This is a genomic window from Cellulosimicrobium cellulans (genome assembly GCF_016921195.1).
Classification (GTDB): Bacteria; Actinomycetota; Actinomycetes; order Actinomycetales; family Cellulomonadaceae; genus Cellulosimicrobium; species Cellulosimicrobium cellulans_F.
The window spans coordinates 38,831-55,362 of the sequence record NZ_JAFGYF010000001.1; the positions used below are offsets into that span (position 1 = coordinate 38,831).

Genomic DNA, 16,532 nt, shown 5'->3' on the forward strand with positions numbered 1-16,532 from the left:
CCGGAGGGTTTCACGGCGGTCCCCAGCGAGCACTCCGACGATGAGACCCTTTGCCTCAGGACCTCGCCCGCGCGTCCGGGGCCCGCGGAGATCGACGAGTCGTCGTTCTCGCGGGGGGCGTGACGCGATCGCTCGTCGCGGACCGTTCTCGTCTCACGGTGATGACGGCAACGATCCCGGGACTTCTCCGGGCCGCGGGCTCAGGTCGAGCAGCACCTTCGACGACCGTGCCGCGTCTCCGGCGACGGTGAACGCCTCCAGGGTCTGGTGGAGAGGGAGCTCATGGCTGATGACCGGGGCCGCGTCGAGCGAGCCGTCCGCCATCGCAGCGAGGACGTCGTCGATCTCGTCGTTGAAACGGAACGACCCGCGAACGTCGAGCTCGCGGGTCACGACGAGCGAGAGCAGTGCCGGCTGCGGGCCGCTGGGCATGAGGCCCACGAGGACGACCGTGCCCCCTCGCGCGGCGCCACGGACCGCGGACTCGAGCCCCGGCGTCGACCCGGAACACTCGAGCACCACGTCCGCCTCGACGGCGGCGATCGCGTCGGCCTCGGTCGCCGGGAGCGTCTCGTCGGCCCCGAGGGCGCGTGCCGTCGCGAGCGCGTGCTCGTGCAGGTCCACCGCGACGACACGCGCGGCACCGTGGTGCTTGAGCACCGCGACGGCGAGGGCGCCGATCGGCCCCGCGCCGACGACGAGCGCCGTGGTCCCCCGCACGTCACCTGCGCGGTCGACGGCGTGCCACGCGACGGCGGCGGGCTCGGCGAGCGCGGCCCTGCGCAGGTCCAGGCCCGGGGGCAGGGCGCGCAGGAGCCGGGTGGGCAGCGCGACGTATGACGCGAACGCGCCGTGCGTGTGCGGCACGTACGCCGCGCTGCCGAGGTACGACGCGCCCGGGGAGATGTTGGGTCGGTCGTGGGGGTACCGGCCCGGGGCGGTGCCGCGCGTGGCGGGGTGCACGGCCACCGGCGTCCCCGCGGCGGGCCCGCTGCCGTCCGCCGCCGCCACGACCACCGTGCCCGACACCTCGTGCCCGAGGCGCATGGGCGACCGCAGCACGGACTCGCCCGCAGCGCCGTGGCGCCAGTAGTGCAGATCGGACCCGCAGATCCCGCCGTACGCCATCCGGACGAGCGCCTCGTCCGGGCCGGGAACGGGCATGGGCTGCTGCTCGACCCGGAGGTCGTCGGCGCCGTGGGCGACGACGGCGGTCGTCGTCGTGGGAAGGTCGGTCATGGTTCTCCTTCGGAGCGGGCCGATCGGTCGGAGCGGTCGTGGGCGCCAGGGGTCAACGCGTCGTGGGGACGACGTCGTCGATCGCGTTCCTGGGGTCGGCGAGGTCGCGGTCGCGCGTCTCCGGTGCCCTGAGCGCGGCGACGAACGCGAGAAGCATCGCGAGGGACATGTAGACGGCGACGGGCACCCAGGACCCGGAGAATGCCGTGACGAGCGCCGCGGCGATGAGCGGGGCGAAGCCGCCGCCGAGCACGGCCGCGAACTCGCGGCCGAGCGTCACGCCCGCGTACCGGTAGCGGCTGCCGAACATCTCGGGGAAGTAGCTCATCGTGATCGCCACGCCGCCCTGGCACGCGAGCATGAAGCCGACGATCATCGCTGTGTAGATCCAGGCCAGGTCGCCGGTGTTGAGCGCCAGGAAGGTCGGGTAGGGCAGGACGAGCAGCGCGCCGGCGACGACGAGGAACGTGCTGCGCCGACCGAACCGGTCGGACAACCCGCCGAGCAGCCACGCGGCGATACCGCCGAAGATCGCCCCGACGAGCAGGATCTGCGGCACCTTCGCGGCGTCGATCTGGACGGATTCCTTGAGATAGGACGCCATGAACACCTGGTACGTGTACGACTGGACGCTCAGGCCGACGGTCATGAAGGTCACGATCGCGAGCAGACGCTTGCCGTTGCGGAAGACCTCACGCACGGGCGCGGCGGCAGTGACCTTCTGCTCCTTGGCCTCGGCGAAGACCGGCGTCTCGTTGAGCTTGCGGCGGAAGAAGTAGGCGGAGAGCGTCACGAGGATGCTCGACATGAAGACGGCTCGCCATCCCCAGCTCATGAGCTGGTCCTCGGGCAGCAGCTGGACGAGGGCCCATGCCCCGGCGCCGAGCACCGTCCCGCTCGCGGCACCCACCATGACGAGGGACGCGAGCCGGCCGCGCTTGCCGTGGGGCGCCGCCTCGGTGAGCAGCGTCGCACCGCCGGACTGCTCGGCGCCCGCACCGAAGCCCTGGCCGAACCGGCAGAGCACGAGGAGCGTCGGGGCGAGCAGACCCGCCTGCTCGTACGTCGGCAGGAAGCCGATGGCGAGCGTCGACAGGCCCATGAGCAGCAGCGTCGTCACGAGCACCCACTTGCGCCCGAGCCGGTCGCCGTAGCGGGAGAAGAAGAGCCCGCCGAGCGGGCGTGCGCAGAACCCGACGGCGTAGGCGCTGAAGCTCGCAAGGATGCCCGCTGCGGGCGAGACGTTGGGGAAGAACAGCTGTGAGAAGACGAGCGCCGACGCCGTGCCGTAGAGCACGAAGTCGTAGTTCTCCAGCGCCGTGCCGACGAGGCCCGCCGTGGCGGCACGCCGGACCTCGGCCGGGTGCGGTTCGCGGGCTCCCGCGGGCGGTCCTGTCGGGGTCGTGGTGGGGTTCGAGGAGATCGTGCGGTCCATGGGGTCCTCCAGGTCGGGCTCCGTGCGGGAGCCCTCACGTCGTCGTGACGACCGTGGCGGTCGGTGCCCTGGGAAGGGCGATGGGTGGTGGAAGGGCGTGCAGATCGGGGTGAGGTCAGGCCGCTCCGGCGGCACGGGCCGCGCCGGCGGCGGCGGCGCGCACGCCGTGGGCGACGATGGTGCGCACGTGCGCGGCGACGCGCTGCGCGAAGGCGGGGTGGGCGGCGATCTCGTCGCCGAGGAGCCCGCCCCGCCCGAGCACTGCGTCGACGAGGGCGTCGGTGCTCCGCGTCGTGCGGGCGAGCTCGGCGAGACGTGCGCGCGCCGGGTCGGTCATCGCGGCCGCGTGCGGTCCCGGTTCGAAGCCGTCGATCGGCGCGACGCAGCACAGCCACGCGGCGACGGTCAGGGCGAGGTGCTCGGGCACCCGCCCCTCCCGCAGGGCCCGGACGGCCGGGACGGGCACGCGCTGGGGAAGCTTGACCGAGCCGTCCGAGCCGACCTGGCTCGTGCGGTGCCCCAGGGCGGAGTTCGACCAGCGGTCGAACAGCTGCGCGACGTACGCGTCGACGTCGAACCCGCGCGGCAGCGTGATGCTCGGCAGGTACTCGTCCGCGATGACCGCTCGTGCCGCGCGCTCTACGAACTCCTGCGCGCGTGCGTCCGGGATCGTCGCGCGCCCGTCGAGGGCACCGAGGTACGCGAGGAGCGAGTGCGTGCCGTTGAGCAGCCGCAGCTTCACCAGCTCGTACGCCTCGACCTCCGGCGAAAACACCGCGCCGCCGCGCTCCCACGCGGGCCGGCCCGCGGCGAAGTCGTCCTCGAGCACCCACATGGTGAACGGCTCCGCCGGCACCGGCGCCGCGTCCGCGAGACCGGTGACCCGCCGCACCTCGTCGGCGTAGCGGTCGGTCGTGGCCGGGACGATCCGGTCGACCATCGAGTTCGGGAAGCGCGCCCGGTCGGCGACCCAGTCCAGCACGTCCTGGTCGGCGCCGGACGCCGCGAGGAAGTCGAGCACGAGCGCGCGCGTGGTGGACCCGTTGGACTGGAGGTTGTCGCACGACAGGACCGTCACGGGCTCGCCGTGCCCGAGGGCTCGACGCTCCAGCGCCCGCGCGAGCTGCCCGACCGTCGTCACCGGAGCTGCGCCGACGCCGAGATCGTGGCGGACGTCCGCGGCGTCGAGGTCGAGACGGCCCGTGCCCGGGACGACGTGGTAGCCGTGCTCCGTCACGGTCATCGACACGATCCGCGTGGTGGCGGCCGCAGCCGCGGCGACGACAGCCTCCGGGTCGTCCGCGGCGACGAGCGTGCCCGTGTGGACGCCCGGGACGGAGACGGTGCTGCGACCGGGGGCGATCTGGAGCACGGAGTACAGGTGGTCCTGCGCGCGCATCGCGTCGACGACGTGGCGCGACCGGTTGGCGACGCCGAGCACGCCCCAGTCGCCGGGCTCCGCGCGCTGCGCGATCGCGGTGTACACCGCCTGGTGGGCACGGTGGAAGTTGCCCAGGCCGAGGTGCACGATCCCCGTCGCGGAGGGCTCCGCCGGGGCGACGAGCAGGTCGGCCAGAGGCGCGTCGCGGCCCAGCCGCGTGGCGGCGTCGGTGGAGGACGTCATGGGGATCACCAGTCCGTGAGGGTGCCGTCGAGGCGACGGGCGACGGGTAGGTAGGCGGGCTCGTACGGGTACTTCGCGGCCCGCGCCTCGTCGACCTCGACGCCGATGCCGGGTGCGTCCCCGGGGTGCAGGTAGCCGTCGGCGTAGGTCCACGCGTGCGGGAAGACCTCGTGCGCGGCCTCGGAGTAGCCCATGTACTCCTGAATCGCGAAGTTGTGCGTGGCCAGGCCCACGTGGATGCTCGCACCGAAGGACACGGGCGAGACGTCGGAAGGCCCGTGCGGGGCGCCCTTGACCTGGTACACCTCGGCGAGCGCGAGGATCTTGCGCAGGTGGCTGATGCCACCCGCGTGCACGACGGCGGTGCGGACGTAGTCGACGAGCTGCTCGGTGATGAGCTGGTGGCAGTCGAAGACGGTCGTGAACACCTCGCCGATCGCGAGCGGCGTCGTCGTGTGCTGCCGCACGAGCCGCAGCACCTCCTGGTTCTCAGCCGGTGTGACGTCCTCGAGCCAGAACAGGTCGACGGGCTCGAGCTCCTTGGCGAGACGGGCAGCCTGCTGCGGGGTGAGGCGGTGGTGCGCGTCGTGGAGCAGGTGCAGCTCGGGTCCGACGTGGTCACGCACGCCCTGCAGGACTTCCGGCGCGTGCCGCAGGTAGGTGGCCGTGTCCCACGTCTCCTCCACGGGCGCGGCCCCGCGCGCCGCGGGCTCGTACGAGGCGACGTCGCGGTGCACGCCGTAGACCGTCTCGAGGCCGGGCACCCCCGACTGCGCGCGCACGGCGAGGAAGCCCTGCTCGCGGCGCGCGTCGACGGCGTCGAGCAGCGCGGGCAGCTCCCACGCGGACGCGTGCGTGTACGTGAGGACCCGGTCGCGCACCGCACCGCCGATGAGCTGGTACACCGGCTGGCCGAGCGTCTTGCCCTTGACGTCCCACAGCGCGACGTCGACCGCGCCGATCGCGGCCATCGTCACGGGTCCGCGGCGCCAGTACGCGCCGCGGTAGAGCAGCTGCCACGTGTCCTCGACGCGCGCCGGGTCGCGCCCGACGAGGAGGGGGCAGACGTGGTCGCGCAGGTAGGACGCGACGGCGAGCTCTCGCCCGTTGAGCGTCGCGTCGCCCCAGCCCACGACGCCGTCGGCCGTGGTCACCTTGAGCGTGACGTAGTTGCGGCCGGGGCTCGTGACGAGCACCTCGGCGGCGACGATGCGGTCGCTCATGCGGGGACCTCCTCGGGGCGGAGCGCGACGACGCGTTCGAGCGGGCGGCCCTCGGCCAGGGCCGTGACGTTGGCCGCGACGTCGACGACCCGCCCGAGGAACGTCTGACGGGTCACGCCCGACAGGTGCGGCGTCATCCGCACGTTGTCGAGCTCGTGGAACGGCAGGGCGGCAGGCGCCGCCTGCCCGTCGGGGCCGGGGTAGGAGTACCAGACGTCGACGGCCGCGCCGCGGATGGTGCGCGCGGCGAGCGCCTCGTACAGAGCGCGCTCGTCGACGACGGGTCCGCGCGCCACGTTGACGAGGACGCCGTCGGTACCGAGACGCGCGAGCTCCGGAGCGCCGACCATGCCGCGCGTGCGCTCGTCGAGCGGGACGCTGACCACGACGACGTCCGACTCGTCGAGGAGGCGGGGCAGCGCGTCGACCCCGCCCGCCCACTCGAGCCCGACCGACGACGCGTCGACGCCGCCGCGACCGGTCACGGCCCGCCCGGTGGCGCCGAAGGCCGACAGCGCGCGCCAGCACGCCGAGCCGATGTGACCGAACCCGACGAGACCGACGCGCGCGGCACCGAGCGTCTGCGGCTGCGGGAGCGACCGGTCGTACACCGACGACCGCCACAGCCCCGTGCGCAGCGCCGCGTCGGCAAGGTGGAGGTCGCGGCGCAGGTCGATCGCCGCCCAGGTGACGTACTCGGCGATGGAGCGCTCGTGGTGGAACGTGTTCGCCACCACGACCCCCGGGCGCAGCGCTGACGGGTCCACCCGGTCGGTGCCGGCGCCGGCGACGTGGACGAGCCGGAGCGCGGGCGCCGCGGCGGCCATCGCGGGCGTCAGCTCGGGGCCGACCAGCACGTGCGCGTCGCGCAGCGCGGCGGCCGTGTCGTCGGGCGCGAGACCGACGGCCCAGGACACCTCCGTGCCGCCGGGCAGGCGCGCGACGAGCTCGTCGCGCAGCGGGACCAGGTTCGCGTCGGTCACGACGACGTGGAGCCCGCTCATCGACGTGCCCCCCGCGGGTCCCAGCCCGGCGCCGGCGCGGTCGACTGCCGGACCACGAGCTGCGTCGGCAGGTGCACCGTGCGGGCCGGGTCGACGTCGTCGTCCTGCGCGAGCAGGGCTTGCAGGAGGTCGACGCTCAGGACTCCGGCCCGGGACATCGGCACCTGGATGCTCGTGAGCTGCGGCTTGGCGACGCGCGCGATCGTCGTGTCGTCGATGCCGACGACCGACAGGTCCTCGGGGACCGTGAGACCGAGCTGCGCGGCGCCCTCGACGATGCCGAGCGCGACGAGGTCGTTGTGCGCGATCACCGCGGTCGCTCCCGTGGCCACGACGCTCGCCGCCGCGGCGTTGCCGCCGGCCATGGTCTCGGCGTGCCATCCCAGGACGTCGAGCTCGACGTCGTGCTCGTCCGCGAGCCGGCGCATCGCGGCGACCCGGTGCTCGTTGGACCACGAGAGCTGGTTGCCCTGCACGTACGCGAGGTGCTCGTGCCCGAGGACGCGCAGGTACTCGACCGCCTGGCGCAGGCCGTGCTCGGCGTCCGCCAGGACGCTCGGAGCCTCGTCCGAGTCGCGGTTCACGAGCACGAGCGGGGCGTCCCCGCAGAGCTCGACGATGTCGTGCGCCGGCAGGCGCGGCGAGCACGCGATGAACCCGTCGACCCGGCCGTGGAGCTCGCCGAGAATCTCACGCTCGCGGTCCGGGCTGCCGTCGGCGTCGGTGAGGACGAGCGTCTGGCGGCGGTACCAACCGTGCGCCTGGGCGGCCTTGACGAACGACGCGATGATCGGGTTCGCAAGGTCGGGGACGGTCATCGCGACCGTCGTCGACCGGGTCGGCCGCGTCGTCGTGCGCTGCCTGCGCGCCGACGAGGCGACGTATCCGATCTCCTCCGCCGCACGCACGACCCGCGCGAGCGTCTCTGGCGAGATGCGGTCCGGCTCGCTGAACGCGCGCGAGGCGGTCGACAGCGACACCCCGGCGCGCTGTGCGACCTCGGTGAGCGTGGGAGCCACGATGATCCGTCCTTCCGTCGGCGGTGACGTCGCCCACAACCTTGCGCCACCTTGTGCAAACTTGTCAACCCTTGCACAAGCCGGTGCTGTGCGCGGTGAGAAACAGGAGGCCCTCGACGTCGCCGACACGGTTGCCGCGTGTCGAGATCGACGCGCGCTCCGTGCTCGACCTGGGGTGCGGGCCGGGCCACTTGTCCGCGGTCCTGCAGTCTCGATGGCCCGAGGCGCACGTCCTGGGCGTCGACGCCTCGGCGGCGATGATCGAGCGCGCCAGGTCGCAGGCGACCGCTACGACGCGGTACGAGCTCGGGGACCTGCGGAGCTGGACCCCGCCGGCCGCCGCCGACGTGGTGGTGAGCAACGCGACGCTGCAGTGGATCCCTGACCACCTGGACCTCCTGCCCCGCCTGGCCGGCTTCGTCGCCCCCGGTGGTGCGCTCGCGTTCAGCGTCCCGAGCAACCACGACGCGCCCATGAACCGCCTGCTGCGCGAGATCTGCGGACGCGAGCCGTATGTCTCGCACACCACCGACCTCGCACAGGGACGTTCCGCGCACGAGACCTCGACCTACCTCGAGGTGCTCGCAGGGCTCGGCTGGAAGGTCGATGCGTGGGAGACGACGTACGTCCATGCGCTGCCCGGGAAGGACCCCGTGCTGCGCTGGGTCACCGCCGCGGGTGCCCGGCCCGTGCTCGACGCCCTGCCGGACGAGGTCCGGCCCGCATTCCTCCAGGAGTACAGCGCCGCGCTCCGCCAGGCATACCCGCGACGCCCGTACGGCACGCTCCTGCCGTTCCACCGGATCTTCGTCGTCGCGACCCGCGGCTGACCAGGCCCGACGCGCGGGCACCCGCACCGACGTCGACCGACTCTGGGCCAGCGCACCCGCACACAGGTGGAACCCGCTCTACACCGACCAGCACCCCTGGGCGGGCGGCCCGAACTACTACGCCGCCTACCTCGAGAACGAGGAACGGTTCAAGCTCGAGCTCGTCGCCAAAGACGACCCCGAACGGTGACGGCGCCGCGGCGCCGTGTGCGCTCAGTCGTCCGGCTCAAGGAGAAGGAGCAGGACCGGGGCACCCCCGAGGTCGCACGCCACGGTGAAGCTCCCCGCCTGGTCGACCGCGGCCGAGGCGAAGGCGAAGAGGGTCTGCGGACGGCCTGCGGCCTCGAGCCCTCGCGGCTCCGGGACGTTCAGGGCTTCGGCCGCCCGCTCCATCGGCACGCCGTCGAGCGAGCAGTCGACCGGGTCCACCCGCCGCACGTCATCGCGGCGGGTCAGCGCCCACACGGTGGCGGCCCCTGCGGACTCCACCACCGTCGCTCCTGCCGGGTCTCCCGGAACCTCTGTCATCGCGGCGAACCGGGCCTCGACCTCGGCGAGCTCGACATCGGCACCGGTGTCGTCCGCGTCATCCACCCCCGACACGGGGATCGGGGAGCATGCCGCGAGGACGCACGCGAGCGACACCGCGACCAGGCCACCGAAGAGCTTGCGACGGGGCGCGAGGGAAGTCCACATGGTCCGATTCCATCGCATCCGCGACGGTCGACGCCAACCGCAGCCCGCTGGACGCGGGGCGGATCATCCTTGACCACGGACAGCTCGACGCCGTGACTCAGCCACGAACCACCCGTGCTGGAGGGCGAGCGACTGACGCCGACGTCCTGGTGTGCGTGACGACGGCGAACAGCTCGTTGGCGTCAGTCAGATCGTGGGCAGAAACACCCGCATCGTTCCCGGAGCGTGCTCCGCCCAGCGGTGGTAGGGCACGAGGGCGATCGCGAACTCTTCTCGCAGCGTCACGGTTGGCCGAACGCTGAAGTAGGGCAGCGAGGAGTGCTCCGTCGGATGGTGCCGCACGGTTCTCGCCCGGAGGAGGGCACCGTCCCCTTCGAGGCGTGGGCGCCCGCCGACGTCGACGCGGACGTTCTCGATCGTCACTCCGGCGGGTAGGTCGGCGGATTCAAGGCAGAGAACGAGGGGCCCCTTCTCGACGGCGACGGTGCCGCGTAGGGCGTCGATGCGGGGGTCGGGCCAAGTGAAGCGGGGCTCGACCGGCACGTTGAGCCGGACCGTGTCACCGGCGCGCAGGACGGTGCACACGGTAGCCCAGCCAGGGGCGACGAGCCGCTCCTGGCCGGCGGCGTCGATGAGCGTTGCCCCGTGCCCCCATTCGGGCACGCGCAAACGCAGCGTCACCTTCCGTTCAGGTGCGTCAAGGATCGTGACCTGGATCGCTCCGTCGGCGGGGTATCTGGTCTCGACGCGCACGCTGAGGTGGCCGCCGGCGTCGAGTTCGACGTCGATCTCGCAGGGTGCGTGCTGGACGATCGTGAGCTCGTCGCCGTCGACGGTTGCGACGTTGGTCTGCCAGGACGCGAGGGTGCGTGCGACGTTCGTGGGGCAGCACGACACGTCGAACCAGGGCGCGCGGAGTCCGCCTTCGGCGCGGGCGTTCACGTCACCGGCTTCGGCGGTGTTGGCCGGGACGCGCTGCTGCAGGGGATTGGCGTAGAAGAACGCACGACCGTCGGCGCGCGGTGAGGTGGCGACGATGTTGTAGTAGGTGCGTTCCATGAGGTCGGCGTAGCGCACGTCGCCGGTAGCGAGGAAGAGCCTCCAGGAGACCATGGTCGACGCGACGCCGGCGCACGTCTCGCAGTAGGCGCGGTCGGGAGGCAGTTCCCAGTCGTCTCCGAAGCCCTCGTCCTGGTGGCGCGATCCCATTCCGCCCGTGAGGTAGGTGCGGCGCTGGACGGACCGTTCCCACTGGCTGACGACTGCGTCGAGGAGTTCATCGTCGTGGGTGTCGACAGCGACATCGACCGCGCCTGCGGCGAGGTAGAGGGCGCGTACGGCGTGCCCCCGCCAGACGTCTGCCTCGCGCACCGGGATGTCGTCCTGGAAGTAGGAGGAACCCAGCAGGGGAATCGGGGTCAGGACGCCGCGACCGCGACGTTCGACGAAGAGTCGAGCCTGCTCCGTGTATCGCGGTTCGTCGAGGGCGCGGCCGAGCTCGGCCAGGCCGACCTCGATCTCGGGATGGCCGCAAATAGCCTGGCGTCCCTGAGGGCCGAACTCACGACAGACGTGATCGGCGGCGCGCCGAGCGACTCGGACGAGCAGGTCGTCCTCACCCCGGGTGCGCCAGCGCGCGACTGCTGCCTGGAGCAGGTGCCCGATGCAGTACAGCTCGTGTCCGCGCTCGAGGTCGCTGTAGCGCTCGGCCTGTCCGCGGTGGCCGTAGCAGGTGTTGAGGTAGCCGTCCTCGTCTTGTGCGGCGGCGACGCGGGCGACGAGCCGGTCGAAGGTCGCGGCGAGTGGACGCGTGTCGGTGCGGGCGAGCTCCCAGGCTATGGCTTCGAGGAGCTTGTAGATCTCGGAATCGGAGAACTGCCAGCCGCGGCGTTCACGTCGCGTGTTGCCGCTTGCGACAGCGTCGAAGTTCGCGATCCATCCCAGCCGTTCCATCCAGGTCAGGCAGTGCTGGATCGTTGCCCAGGCGTTCGTCTCCTGGCGCACTCCCCAGAACCCGCCTGTGAGCCGGACCTCTCCGACTCCGAGCCCGCGACGGGTCGCGAGGAGCGGTGCGACGGGTCGCGACTGTGGCGAGCTGGTGCCTCCCTCGGCGGTGGAGCCGAGGGAGGCACCGGCGGATGTGGGTTGGTTCATGAGCCGATGTGTGCGAGCAGCTGGTCGAGGGTCTGGTCGCGAACGAACACCGGCACAACGTCCAGCGGTGCGTCGACGTCGATCTCGTGCCCGCCGTCGTGAACGGCTCCGGTGGCGTGCTCCACCCATCGCGCCCCGGCCGGGAGGTAGACGGTGCGCCGACGGTCGCCAGCGCTGGTCACGGGTGCGACGAGGATGTCGGGCCCATAGAGGTACTGGTCGTCGATGTCCCAGGCGCGGGGGTCGTCGGGGAACTCGTGGAACAGTCCGCGCAGGACCGGCTGGCCGTCCTCGTGGGCTTGGGCCATGACGTGGCGGCTGTACGGGCGCAGCGTCTCGCGCAGCTCGAGGTAGCGGACGAGGATGTCGTAGACGTCCTCGCCGAAGCTCCACAGCTCGTTCGGGCCTCCCGAGCGCAGTCGGGGGCTGCCGTCGGCCGCGGTGACGTCCTCGTAGGGCAGGCGGTCGCCGTGCATGCGCATGACCGGGCAGAACGTGCCGAACTGCATCCAGCGGATGAGCAGCTCGTGGAACGCGGGGTCGGTGGAGTCACCCTGGTGGAAGCCGCCGATGTCGGTGGTGAACCAGGGGATGCCCGCGACGCCCATGTGGATGCCGGCGGTGATCTGGCGGCGCAGGTCTTCGAAGGTGGAGTGGATGTCTCCGGACCACACGAGGACGCCGTAGCGCTGGCTGCCGGCCCAGGCGCACCGCACGAGGTTGACCACGTCCTGCTGCCCGGCCTGGACCTGCCCGTCGTAGAAGGCGCGCGCGTACAGCTGGGGGTAGACGTTGCCGACCTGGGCGTTGGTGCCGGCGTGGTAGCGGTAGTTGTCGAAGTCGTAGACGCCGTACTCGGGCTCGGCCTCGTCCAGCCAGAACGCGCGGATGCCGTGGTCGTAGTAGTTCTTCGTCACGATCTCCCACAGGCGGGCCCGGGCGGCGGGGTTGGTGACGTCGTAGAACATCGACGGGCCTTGGAAGCCCATCTGGACGTCCAGGCCACGGTCGGCCTTGACGAGGTAGTTGCGCTGACGGAACTCCGGGAAGTTCTCCGACTGGGTGGAGACCTGGGGCCAGATGGAGACCATGAGCTCGATGCCGAGGTCGTTGAGCTCGGCGACCATCGCCTTGGGGTCGGGCCAGAACTCCTCGTCGAAGCGGAAGTCGCCCATCTCGGGCCAGTGGAAGAAGTCGGCCACGATGACGTCCATCGGCAGGCCGCGACGCTTGTGCTCGCGGGCCACCTCGAGCAGCTGCTCCTGGTTCCAGTAGCGCAGCTTGCACTGCCAGTACCCCAACCCGTACTCCGGCATCATCGGCGCGTGACCGGTCGCGTCGGCGTAGGCGCTGGTGATCTGGGCCGGGGTGTCACCGGCGGTGATCCAGTAGTCGAGCTGCTGGGTCGAGCCCGCGGTCCACTCCGTACGGTTCGCGGCGAACGTGGCCTGTCCGATCGCGGGGTTGTGCCACAAGAAGCCGTAGCCGGCGCTGGACAGCACGAACGGGACGCTGGCCTGAGAGTTGCGGTGCGCGAGCTCGAAGGTGCTGCCCTTGATGTCGAGGATGTGCTGCTGGTACTGCCCCATCCCGTAGAGCTTCTCGCCAGGGTTGGGCTCGAAGCTCGCGGTGAGACGGTGGTCCCCGCCCAGCAGCGGCTGGAAGGCCCGGGCGCGCAGCTTGAGCGACCCGCCGGCACCGAGCTCGCGCAGCAGCGTGCGCCCGTGGTGGTCGACGAACTCGATCGAGCAGGTCGCAGTGTCGTACCCGGTCTGCTCGTCGTACCCGCGCTTGGCGCGCAGGTGGGCGCTGATGCGCCCGTTGGTGATCACGGCCCGCTCGTCCTCAACCGTGATCCGCGCATCGCGGGCGCCCGGCTCGAGCAGCGCCCAGTCGGTGTCCAGGACCTCACCCATCACCGTGGCCCTCACCCGGAGGCTGTTCGCCCCCCAGGGCTCGACGACGAGCGTCTCGCCGTCGCCCCGCCAGACCAGGCGGTGGCCCTCGATGTCGAAGGTCCTCATCGTGTGCTTCCTTTCCGATGGTGCCCACCGCGACGACTGCGTCGCGACAAGACGTGATGCCCCTGCTGAGGTGAGTGCGTGAGCGCTAGTCCTTGACCGCTCCGGCGGTCACGCCTGCGGCGACGTAGCGCTGCGCGGCGATGAGGAGAAGGGCGGTCGGGATGGAGGCGACCACCGCGGTCGCCATCATCGGGCCCCATTCCTGATTCTGGGCTCCGATGTAGTTGTAGATACCCATAGTGATCGGACGCAGCTCTCCGCCCTCACGGTTGAGGGTCGAGGCGAAGATGAAGTCCGACCACGCCCACAGGAACGCGAACAGCGACGCGGTCACCATCGAGTTGCGCGAGACCGGGATGACGACCGAGCGGAAGGTGCGCCACGTGGAGGCGCCGTCGAGCTGAGCGGCCTGGATGAGCTCGCGCGGGATTCCCCGCATGAACGCCGTGAACAGCATGACCGCGAACGGGATCGCGATCGTGGAGTCGGCGATGATCAGGCCGGGGATCGTGTTGAGCATGCCCAGGCGGGAGTAGATCGAGTAGAAGCCGAGCGACATGACCACGGCCGGGACCATCTGCGCGACGATCAGGACGAAGCTCAGGGTGTTGCCCCAGGGAAGCGCGAGCTTGGCGATCGCGTACGCAGCGGGCATCGCCACGACAAGCGTGAGCGCCACCGTGCCCAGCCCGACGACCAGGCTCGTGCCCAGGTAGGGCAGCTGTTCGGACAGCACCGTGGCGTAGTGCCCGAGGGTGAAGTCGAACGGGAGCAGGTCGCCGCGACGGATGGACTCACGCCGGGTGAGCGAGACGTTGACCATCCAGTAGATCGGGAACAGCATCACCGCGGTCAGGGCCAGCGCGATGAGGGTCTTCCACCAGGTGCGATGCGTGGTGTGCAGCATCAGTCCTCCTGCTTGCGTTGCAGTGCGAGGTACAGCAGGCCGAAGGCGAGTGCGACGACCAGCAGGATCGAGCCCACGGCCGATGCTTCGGAGTACTGGATGGAGGCCGAGGTGCCCTTGCCGAACGCCATCGCGTACGACCAGGTCGCCAGCGTCTGGGACGTGCCGGTGCCCATCGTCATGATCCAGATGATGTCCACGACCTTGAGCGTGTAGACCAGGCCGAGCAGCAGCGTGATCATCGACACCGGCCGCAGCAGCGGGAAGGTGATGCGCCAGAACTGCTGCCAGGTGTTCGCGCCGTCCAGCGCCGCCGCTTCGTACAGGTCTCCGGGGATGTTCTGCAGGCCCGAGTACAAGATGACGAGGTTGAACGGGATCCCGAGCCAGATGTTGGCGATGATGACCGCCGCGAGGGCGTTCTCGGCGTTGAGCCACCAGACCGGGTCGACGCCGAAGAGGCCCAGGAACCGGTTGAGGATGCCGTTGTCGGCGTTCATCATCCACTGCCAGGTCGTACCGGAGACGATCACGGGCAGCAGCCACGGCACGAGGAACATCGCACGCAGCACGCTGGACAGCGGGAAGGCGCGGCGGAAGAACACGGCCAGTCCCAGGCCGGCGGCGTACTGCACGATCAGCGAGGCGAACGTGAAGACCGCGGTCTGGATGACGATGCGGCGGAAGCGGTCCTGGCCGAGGATGTCGGCGTAGATGTCGAAGCCGACGAACGGTGCCCCGCCGTAGACGAAGGTGTTGCGGTCGTACTCGTGCAGGCTCATCGAGAAGTTCTGGACGAGCGGATAGACGTAGAAGAGCACGAGGTAGATGACCAGCGGTGCCGCGAACGCCACGGCTACCCAGCGGGGGGACAGGCTGGGGCGGCGGCGAGGCTGGCTGGCCTGGTCCGCAGGCGGGCGGGCCGATTGCGGGCTCGTCCGGGTCGGGGCAGGCATCGTGGGGGACGACATGGAGTTCACCTGACTGACGGATCGGTGGCGGGCGCACAGTGGCGTCCGCCGTGCGGCGACGCCCGATGCTCTGGGCACGGGCGTCGCCGCCGGGTGTGGCAGATCAGCTCTCGGCCGCGTCCTTGAAGGCGGTCTCGACCTGGGCGCTGTCGCCTGCGGCGTTGAGGGAGGTCTGCAGGGCCTCGCTCAGGCGCGCTGAGACGTCGACGTACTCCGCCCCGAGCTCGGTGGTGCGGCCTTGGGCGCCCTCGACGATCGGTGCCCACGGCTCCCACAGCGGGTTGGCCGCGACCTGCTCGGCGCGCACCTCAGGCTTGGCTGCGAGGTAGCCCAGGGTCTCGTTCGTCTCCAGGAGCTTGTCGCCCTCGGTCAGGCACGAGATGACCGCGGCCGCGTTCGCGAAGTGGTCCGAGGCGTTCTCCGACTGCACCGGGGCCATGAGGAACTCCCCGCCGGTGGGCACGGGCGCCACTCCCCCGTCCTTGGACGGGATCGGGATGACGCCGACCTCGAACCCGGCGTCTGCCGCGGCCGCGGCGAACCACGACCCGTTCTCGGCGAAGGCGTACTCCCCCGTCAAGAACAAGTCCCACGCCGCCGACTGGTTGTCGGTGGCCGCGGACTTGGGTGCGTAGCCGTTGCCGATCCAGTCCGACATGAGCTGCCCGGTGGCGACTGCCTCGGCCGAGCCCAGGTCGGACAGGTCCGCGCCCGCGCCCCAGTACCAGGGCAACGCCTGGAAGACGCCCTCTTCACCGGCGATGCCGGAGAAGGTGATGCCCTTGTTGCCGGCCGCGGTGACCGTCGCCAGCGCGTTCTCCAGCGCGGCCCAGTCCGTGATCGACGCGGGGTCGATGCCGGCTGACGAGAGGATGTCCGCGTTGTAGTACAGACCCAGGGCGTTCGAGCCGAACGGGATCCCGTACGTCTCGCCGTCCACGACGCCCGGGCCGAGCAGGTTCTCGTCGATCCCGGTCGTGTCGATGCCGACCTGGTCCGCGGTCGCCACCAGACCGGCGCCCACCGCCTCGGGCATCGCGGGGTTGTCCAGCAGGATCACGTCGGGCGCGTTGCCCTCGCGCACCGAGGTCGTGAGCTGGTTGATCAGGTCCGCCGTCGGGGCGGCGGTGCGGGTGATCGTGGACCCCTCCGGCGCGCAGCTCTTGACCAGGGTGTCCCACGGCGTGCCGTCGGTGTGCTGGGGGTAGGGGTCCCAGAAGGTGATCTCGTCGGTCGTGGTGCCTTCGCTCGCGTCGCCGGTCGCCTCGGGCACGCCCCCACCGCCAGAACCGCACGCGCTGAGCGCAAGGCCCACCAGCGTCACCGCACCCAGGGCGGCGATGTTCCGCCTGCGCTTCGTTGCCATCACACTCTCCTCCACATCGAGGGCTGTTCCTGCGTCCCGG

General features: G+C 71.3%; 13 protein-coding genes. 1 reads left to right on the plus strand and 12 read right to left on the minus strand.

Annotated elements, in window-relative coordinates; translation table 11 throughout:
* Nucleotides 1–153: 153 nt before the first annotated feature.
* The 6 genes from JN535_RS00130 to JN535_RS00155 form a co-directional block, all read right to left on the minus strand.
* A complete protein-coding gene (locus JN535_RS00130) occupies nt 154–1,239 on the minus strand; it encodes an L-idonate 5-dehydrogenase (RefSeq protein WP_205200922.1) in 1,086 nt (361 codons plus the stop codon).
* Nucleotides 1,240–1,291: 52 nt separating this feature from the next.
* The gene (locus JN535_RS00135) at nt 1,292–2,674 is read right to left on the minus strand and encodes an MFS transporter (RefSeq protein WP_205200924.1); all 1,383 of its coding nucleotides are present in this window, start codon (nt 2,672–2,674) and stop codon (nt 1,292–1,294) included.
* A 115-nt stretch (nt 2,675–2,789) separates the two neighbouring features.
* A complete protein-coding gene (locus tag JN535_RS00140; protein ID WP_205200926.1) occupies nt 2,790–4,298 on the minus strand; it encodes a mannitol dehydrogenase family protein in 1,509 nt (502 codons plus the stop codon).
* A 5-nt stretch (nt 4,299–4,303) separates the two neighbouring features.
* A complete protein-coding gene (gene manD / locus JN535_RS00145) occupies nt 4,304–5,521 on the minus strand; it encodes a D-mannonate dehydratase ManD (protein ID WP_205200928.1) in 1,218 nt (405 codons plus the stop codon).
* Nucleotides 5,518–6,525, minus strand: a complete 1,008-nt coding sequence (locus tag JN535_RS00150) for a 2-hydroxyacid dehydrogenase (protein ID WP_205200930.1) — start codon at nt 6,523–6,525, stop codon at nt 5,518–5,520. The genes manD and JN535_RS00150 overlap by 4 nt, the downstream gene beginning before the upstream one ends.
* On the minus strand, nt 6,522–7,544 hold the full coding sequence (locus JN535_RS00155; protein WP_205200932.1) for a LacI family DNA-binding transcriptional regulator: 1,023 nt from the start codon (nt 7,542–7,544) through the stop codon (nt 6,522–6,524). The genes JN535_RS00150 and JN535_RS00155 overlap by 4 nt, the downstream gene beginning before the upstream one ends.
* Nucleotides 7,545–7,639: 95 nt before the next feature.
* Here JN535_RS00155 and JN535_RS00160 point away from each other — a divergent pair, with 95 nt between their 5' ends.
* Nucleotides 7,640–8,374: a methyltransferase domain-containing protein gene (locus tag JN535_RS00160; RefSeq protein WP_374100359.1), complete on the plus strand. Its 735-nt coding sequence runs from the start codon at nt 7,640–7,642 to the stop codon at nt 8,372–8,374.
* 213 nt (nt 8,375–8,587) lie between these two features.
* Here the strand turns inward: JN535_RS00160 and JN535_RS00165 are convergent, their stop codons facing one another.
* From JN535_RS00165 to JN535_RS00190, 6 genes are all read right to left on the minus strand, one after another.
* Complete coding sequence (locus JN535_RS00165) at nt 8,588–9,070, minus strand: hypothetical protein (RefSeq protein WP_205200936.1); 483 nt, start codon at nt 9,068–9,070, stop codon at nt 8,588–8,590.
* A gap of 186 nt (nt 9,071–9,256) precedes the next feature.
* Nucleotides 9,257–11,224 carry a glycoside hydrolase family 127 protein gene (locus JN535_RS00170; protein WP_205200937.1) on the minus strand — a complete coding sequence of 656 codons (1,968 nt, stop codon included), beginning with the start codon at nt 11,222–11,224 and terminating at the stop codon, nt 9,257–9,259.
* The gene (locus JN535_RS00175) at nt 11,221–13,248 is read right to left on the minus strand and encodes a glycoside hydrolase family 31 protein (protein ID WP_205200939.1); all 2,028 of its coding nucleotides are present in this window, start codon (nt 13,246–13,248) and stop codon (nt 11,221–11,223) included. The genes JN535_RS00170 and JN535_RS00175 overlap by 4 nt, the downstream gene beginning before the upstream one ends.
* An 85-nt stretch (nt 13,249–13,333) precedes the next feature.
* Complete coding sequence (locus JN535_RS00180) at nt 13,334–14,155, minus strand: carbohydrate ABC transporter permease (RefSeq protein ID WP_205200941.1); 822 nt, start codon at nt 14,153–14,155, stop codon at nt 13,334–13,336.
* Nucleotides 14,155–15,009, minus strand: a complete 855-nt coding sequence (locus tag JN535_RS00185; protein ID WP_307867996.1) for a carbohydrate ABC transporter permease — start codon at nt 15,007–15,009, stop codon at nt 14,155–14,157. Before JN535_RS00185 ends, JN535_RS00180 begins: the two co-directional genes overlap by 1 nt.
* Before the next feature lie 220 nt (nt 15,010–15,229).
* Nucleotides 15,230–16,492 carry a sugar ABC transporter substrate-binding protein gene (locus JN535_RS00190; RefSeq protein WP_205200943.1) on the minus strand — a complete coding sequence of 421 codons (1,263 nt, stop codon included), beginning with the start codon at nt 16,490–16,492 and terminating at the stop codon, nt 15,230–15,232.
* Nucleotides 16,493–16,532: the final 40 nt, after the last annotated feature.

Excerpts from the sequence above, each read along its gene's own strand:
- JN535_RS00130 (WP_205200922.1), bottom strand. The coding sequence starts at position 1,239 with ATGACCGACCTTCCCACGACGACGACCGCCGTCGTCGCCCACGGCGCC.
- JN535_RS00135 (WP_205200924.1), bottom strand. The coding sequence starts at position 2,674 with ATGGACCGCACGATCTCCTCGAACCCCACCACGACCCCGACAGGACCG.
- JN535_RS00140 (WP_205200926.1), bottom strand. The coding sequence starts at position 4,298 with ATGACGTCCTCCACCGACGCCGCCACGCGGCTGGGCCGCGACGCGCCT.
- manD (WP_205200928.1), bottom strand. The coding sequence starts at position 5,521 with ATGAGCGACCGCATCGTCGCCGCCGAGGTGCTCGTCACGAGCCCCGGC.
- JN535_RS00150 (WP_205200930.1), bottom strand. The coding sequence starts at position 6,525 with ATGAGCGGGCTCCACGTCGTCGTGACCGACGCGAACCTGGTCCCGCTG.
- JN535_RS00165 (WP_205200936.1), bottom strand. The coding sequence starts at position 9,070 with ATGTGGACTTCCCTCGCGCCCCGTCGCAAGCTCTTCGGTGGCCTGGTC.
- JN535_RS00170 (WP_205200937.1), bottom strand. The coding sequence starts at position 11,224 with ATGAACCAACCCACATCCGCCGGTGCCTCCCTCGGCTCCACCGCCGAG.
- JN535_RS00175 (WP_205200939.1), bottom strand. The coding sequence starts at position 13,248 with ATGAGGACCTTCGACATCGAGGGCCACCGCCTGGTCTGGCGGGGCGAC.
- JN535_RS00180 (WP_205200941.1), bottom strand. The coding sequence starts at position 14,155 with ATGCTGCACACCACGCATCGCACCTGGTGGAAGACCCTCATCGCGCTG.
- JN535_RS00190 (WP_205200943.1), bottom strand. The coding sequence starts at position 16,492 with ATGGCAACGAAGCGCAGGCGGAACATCGCCGCCCTGGGTGCGGTGACG.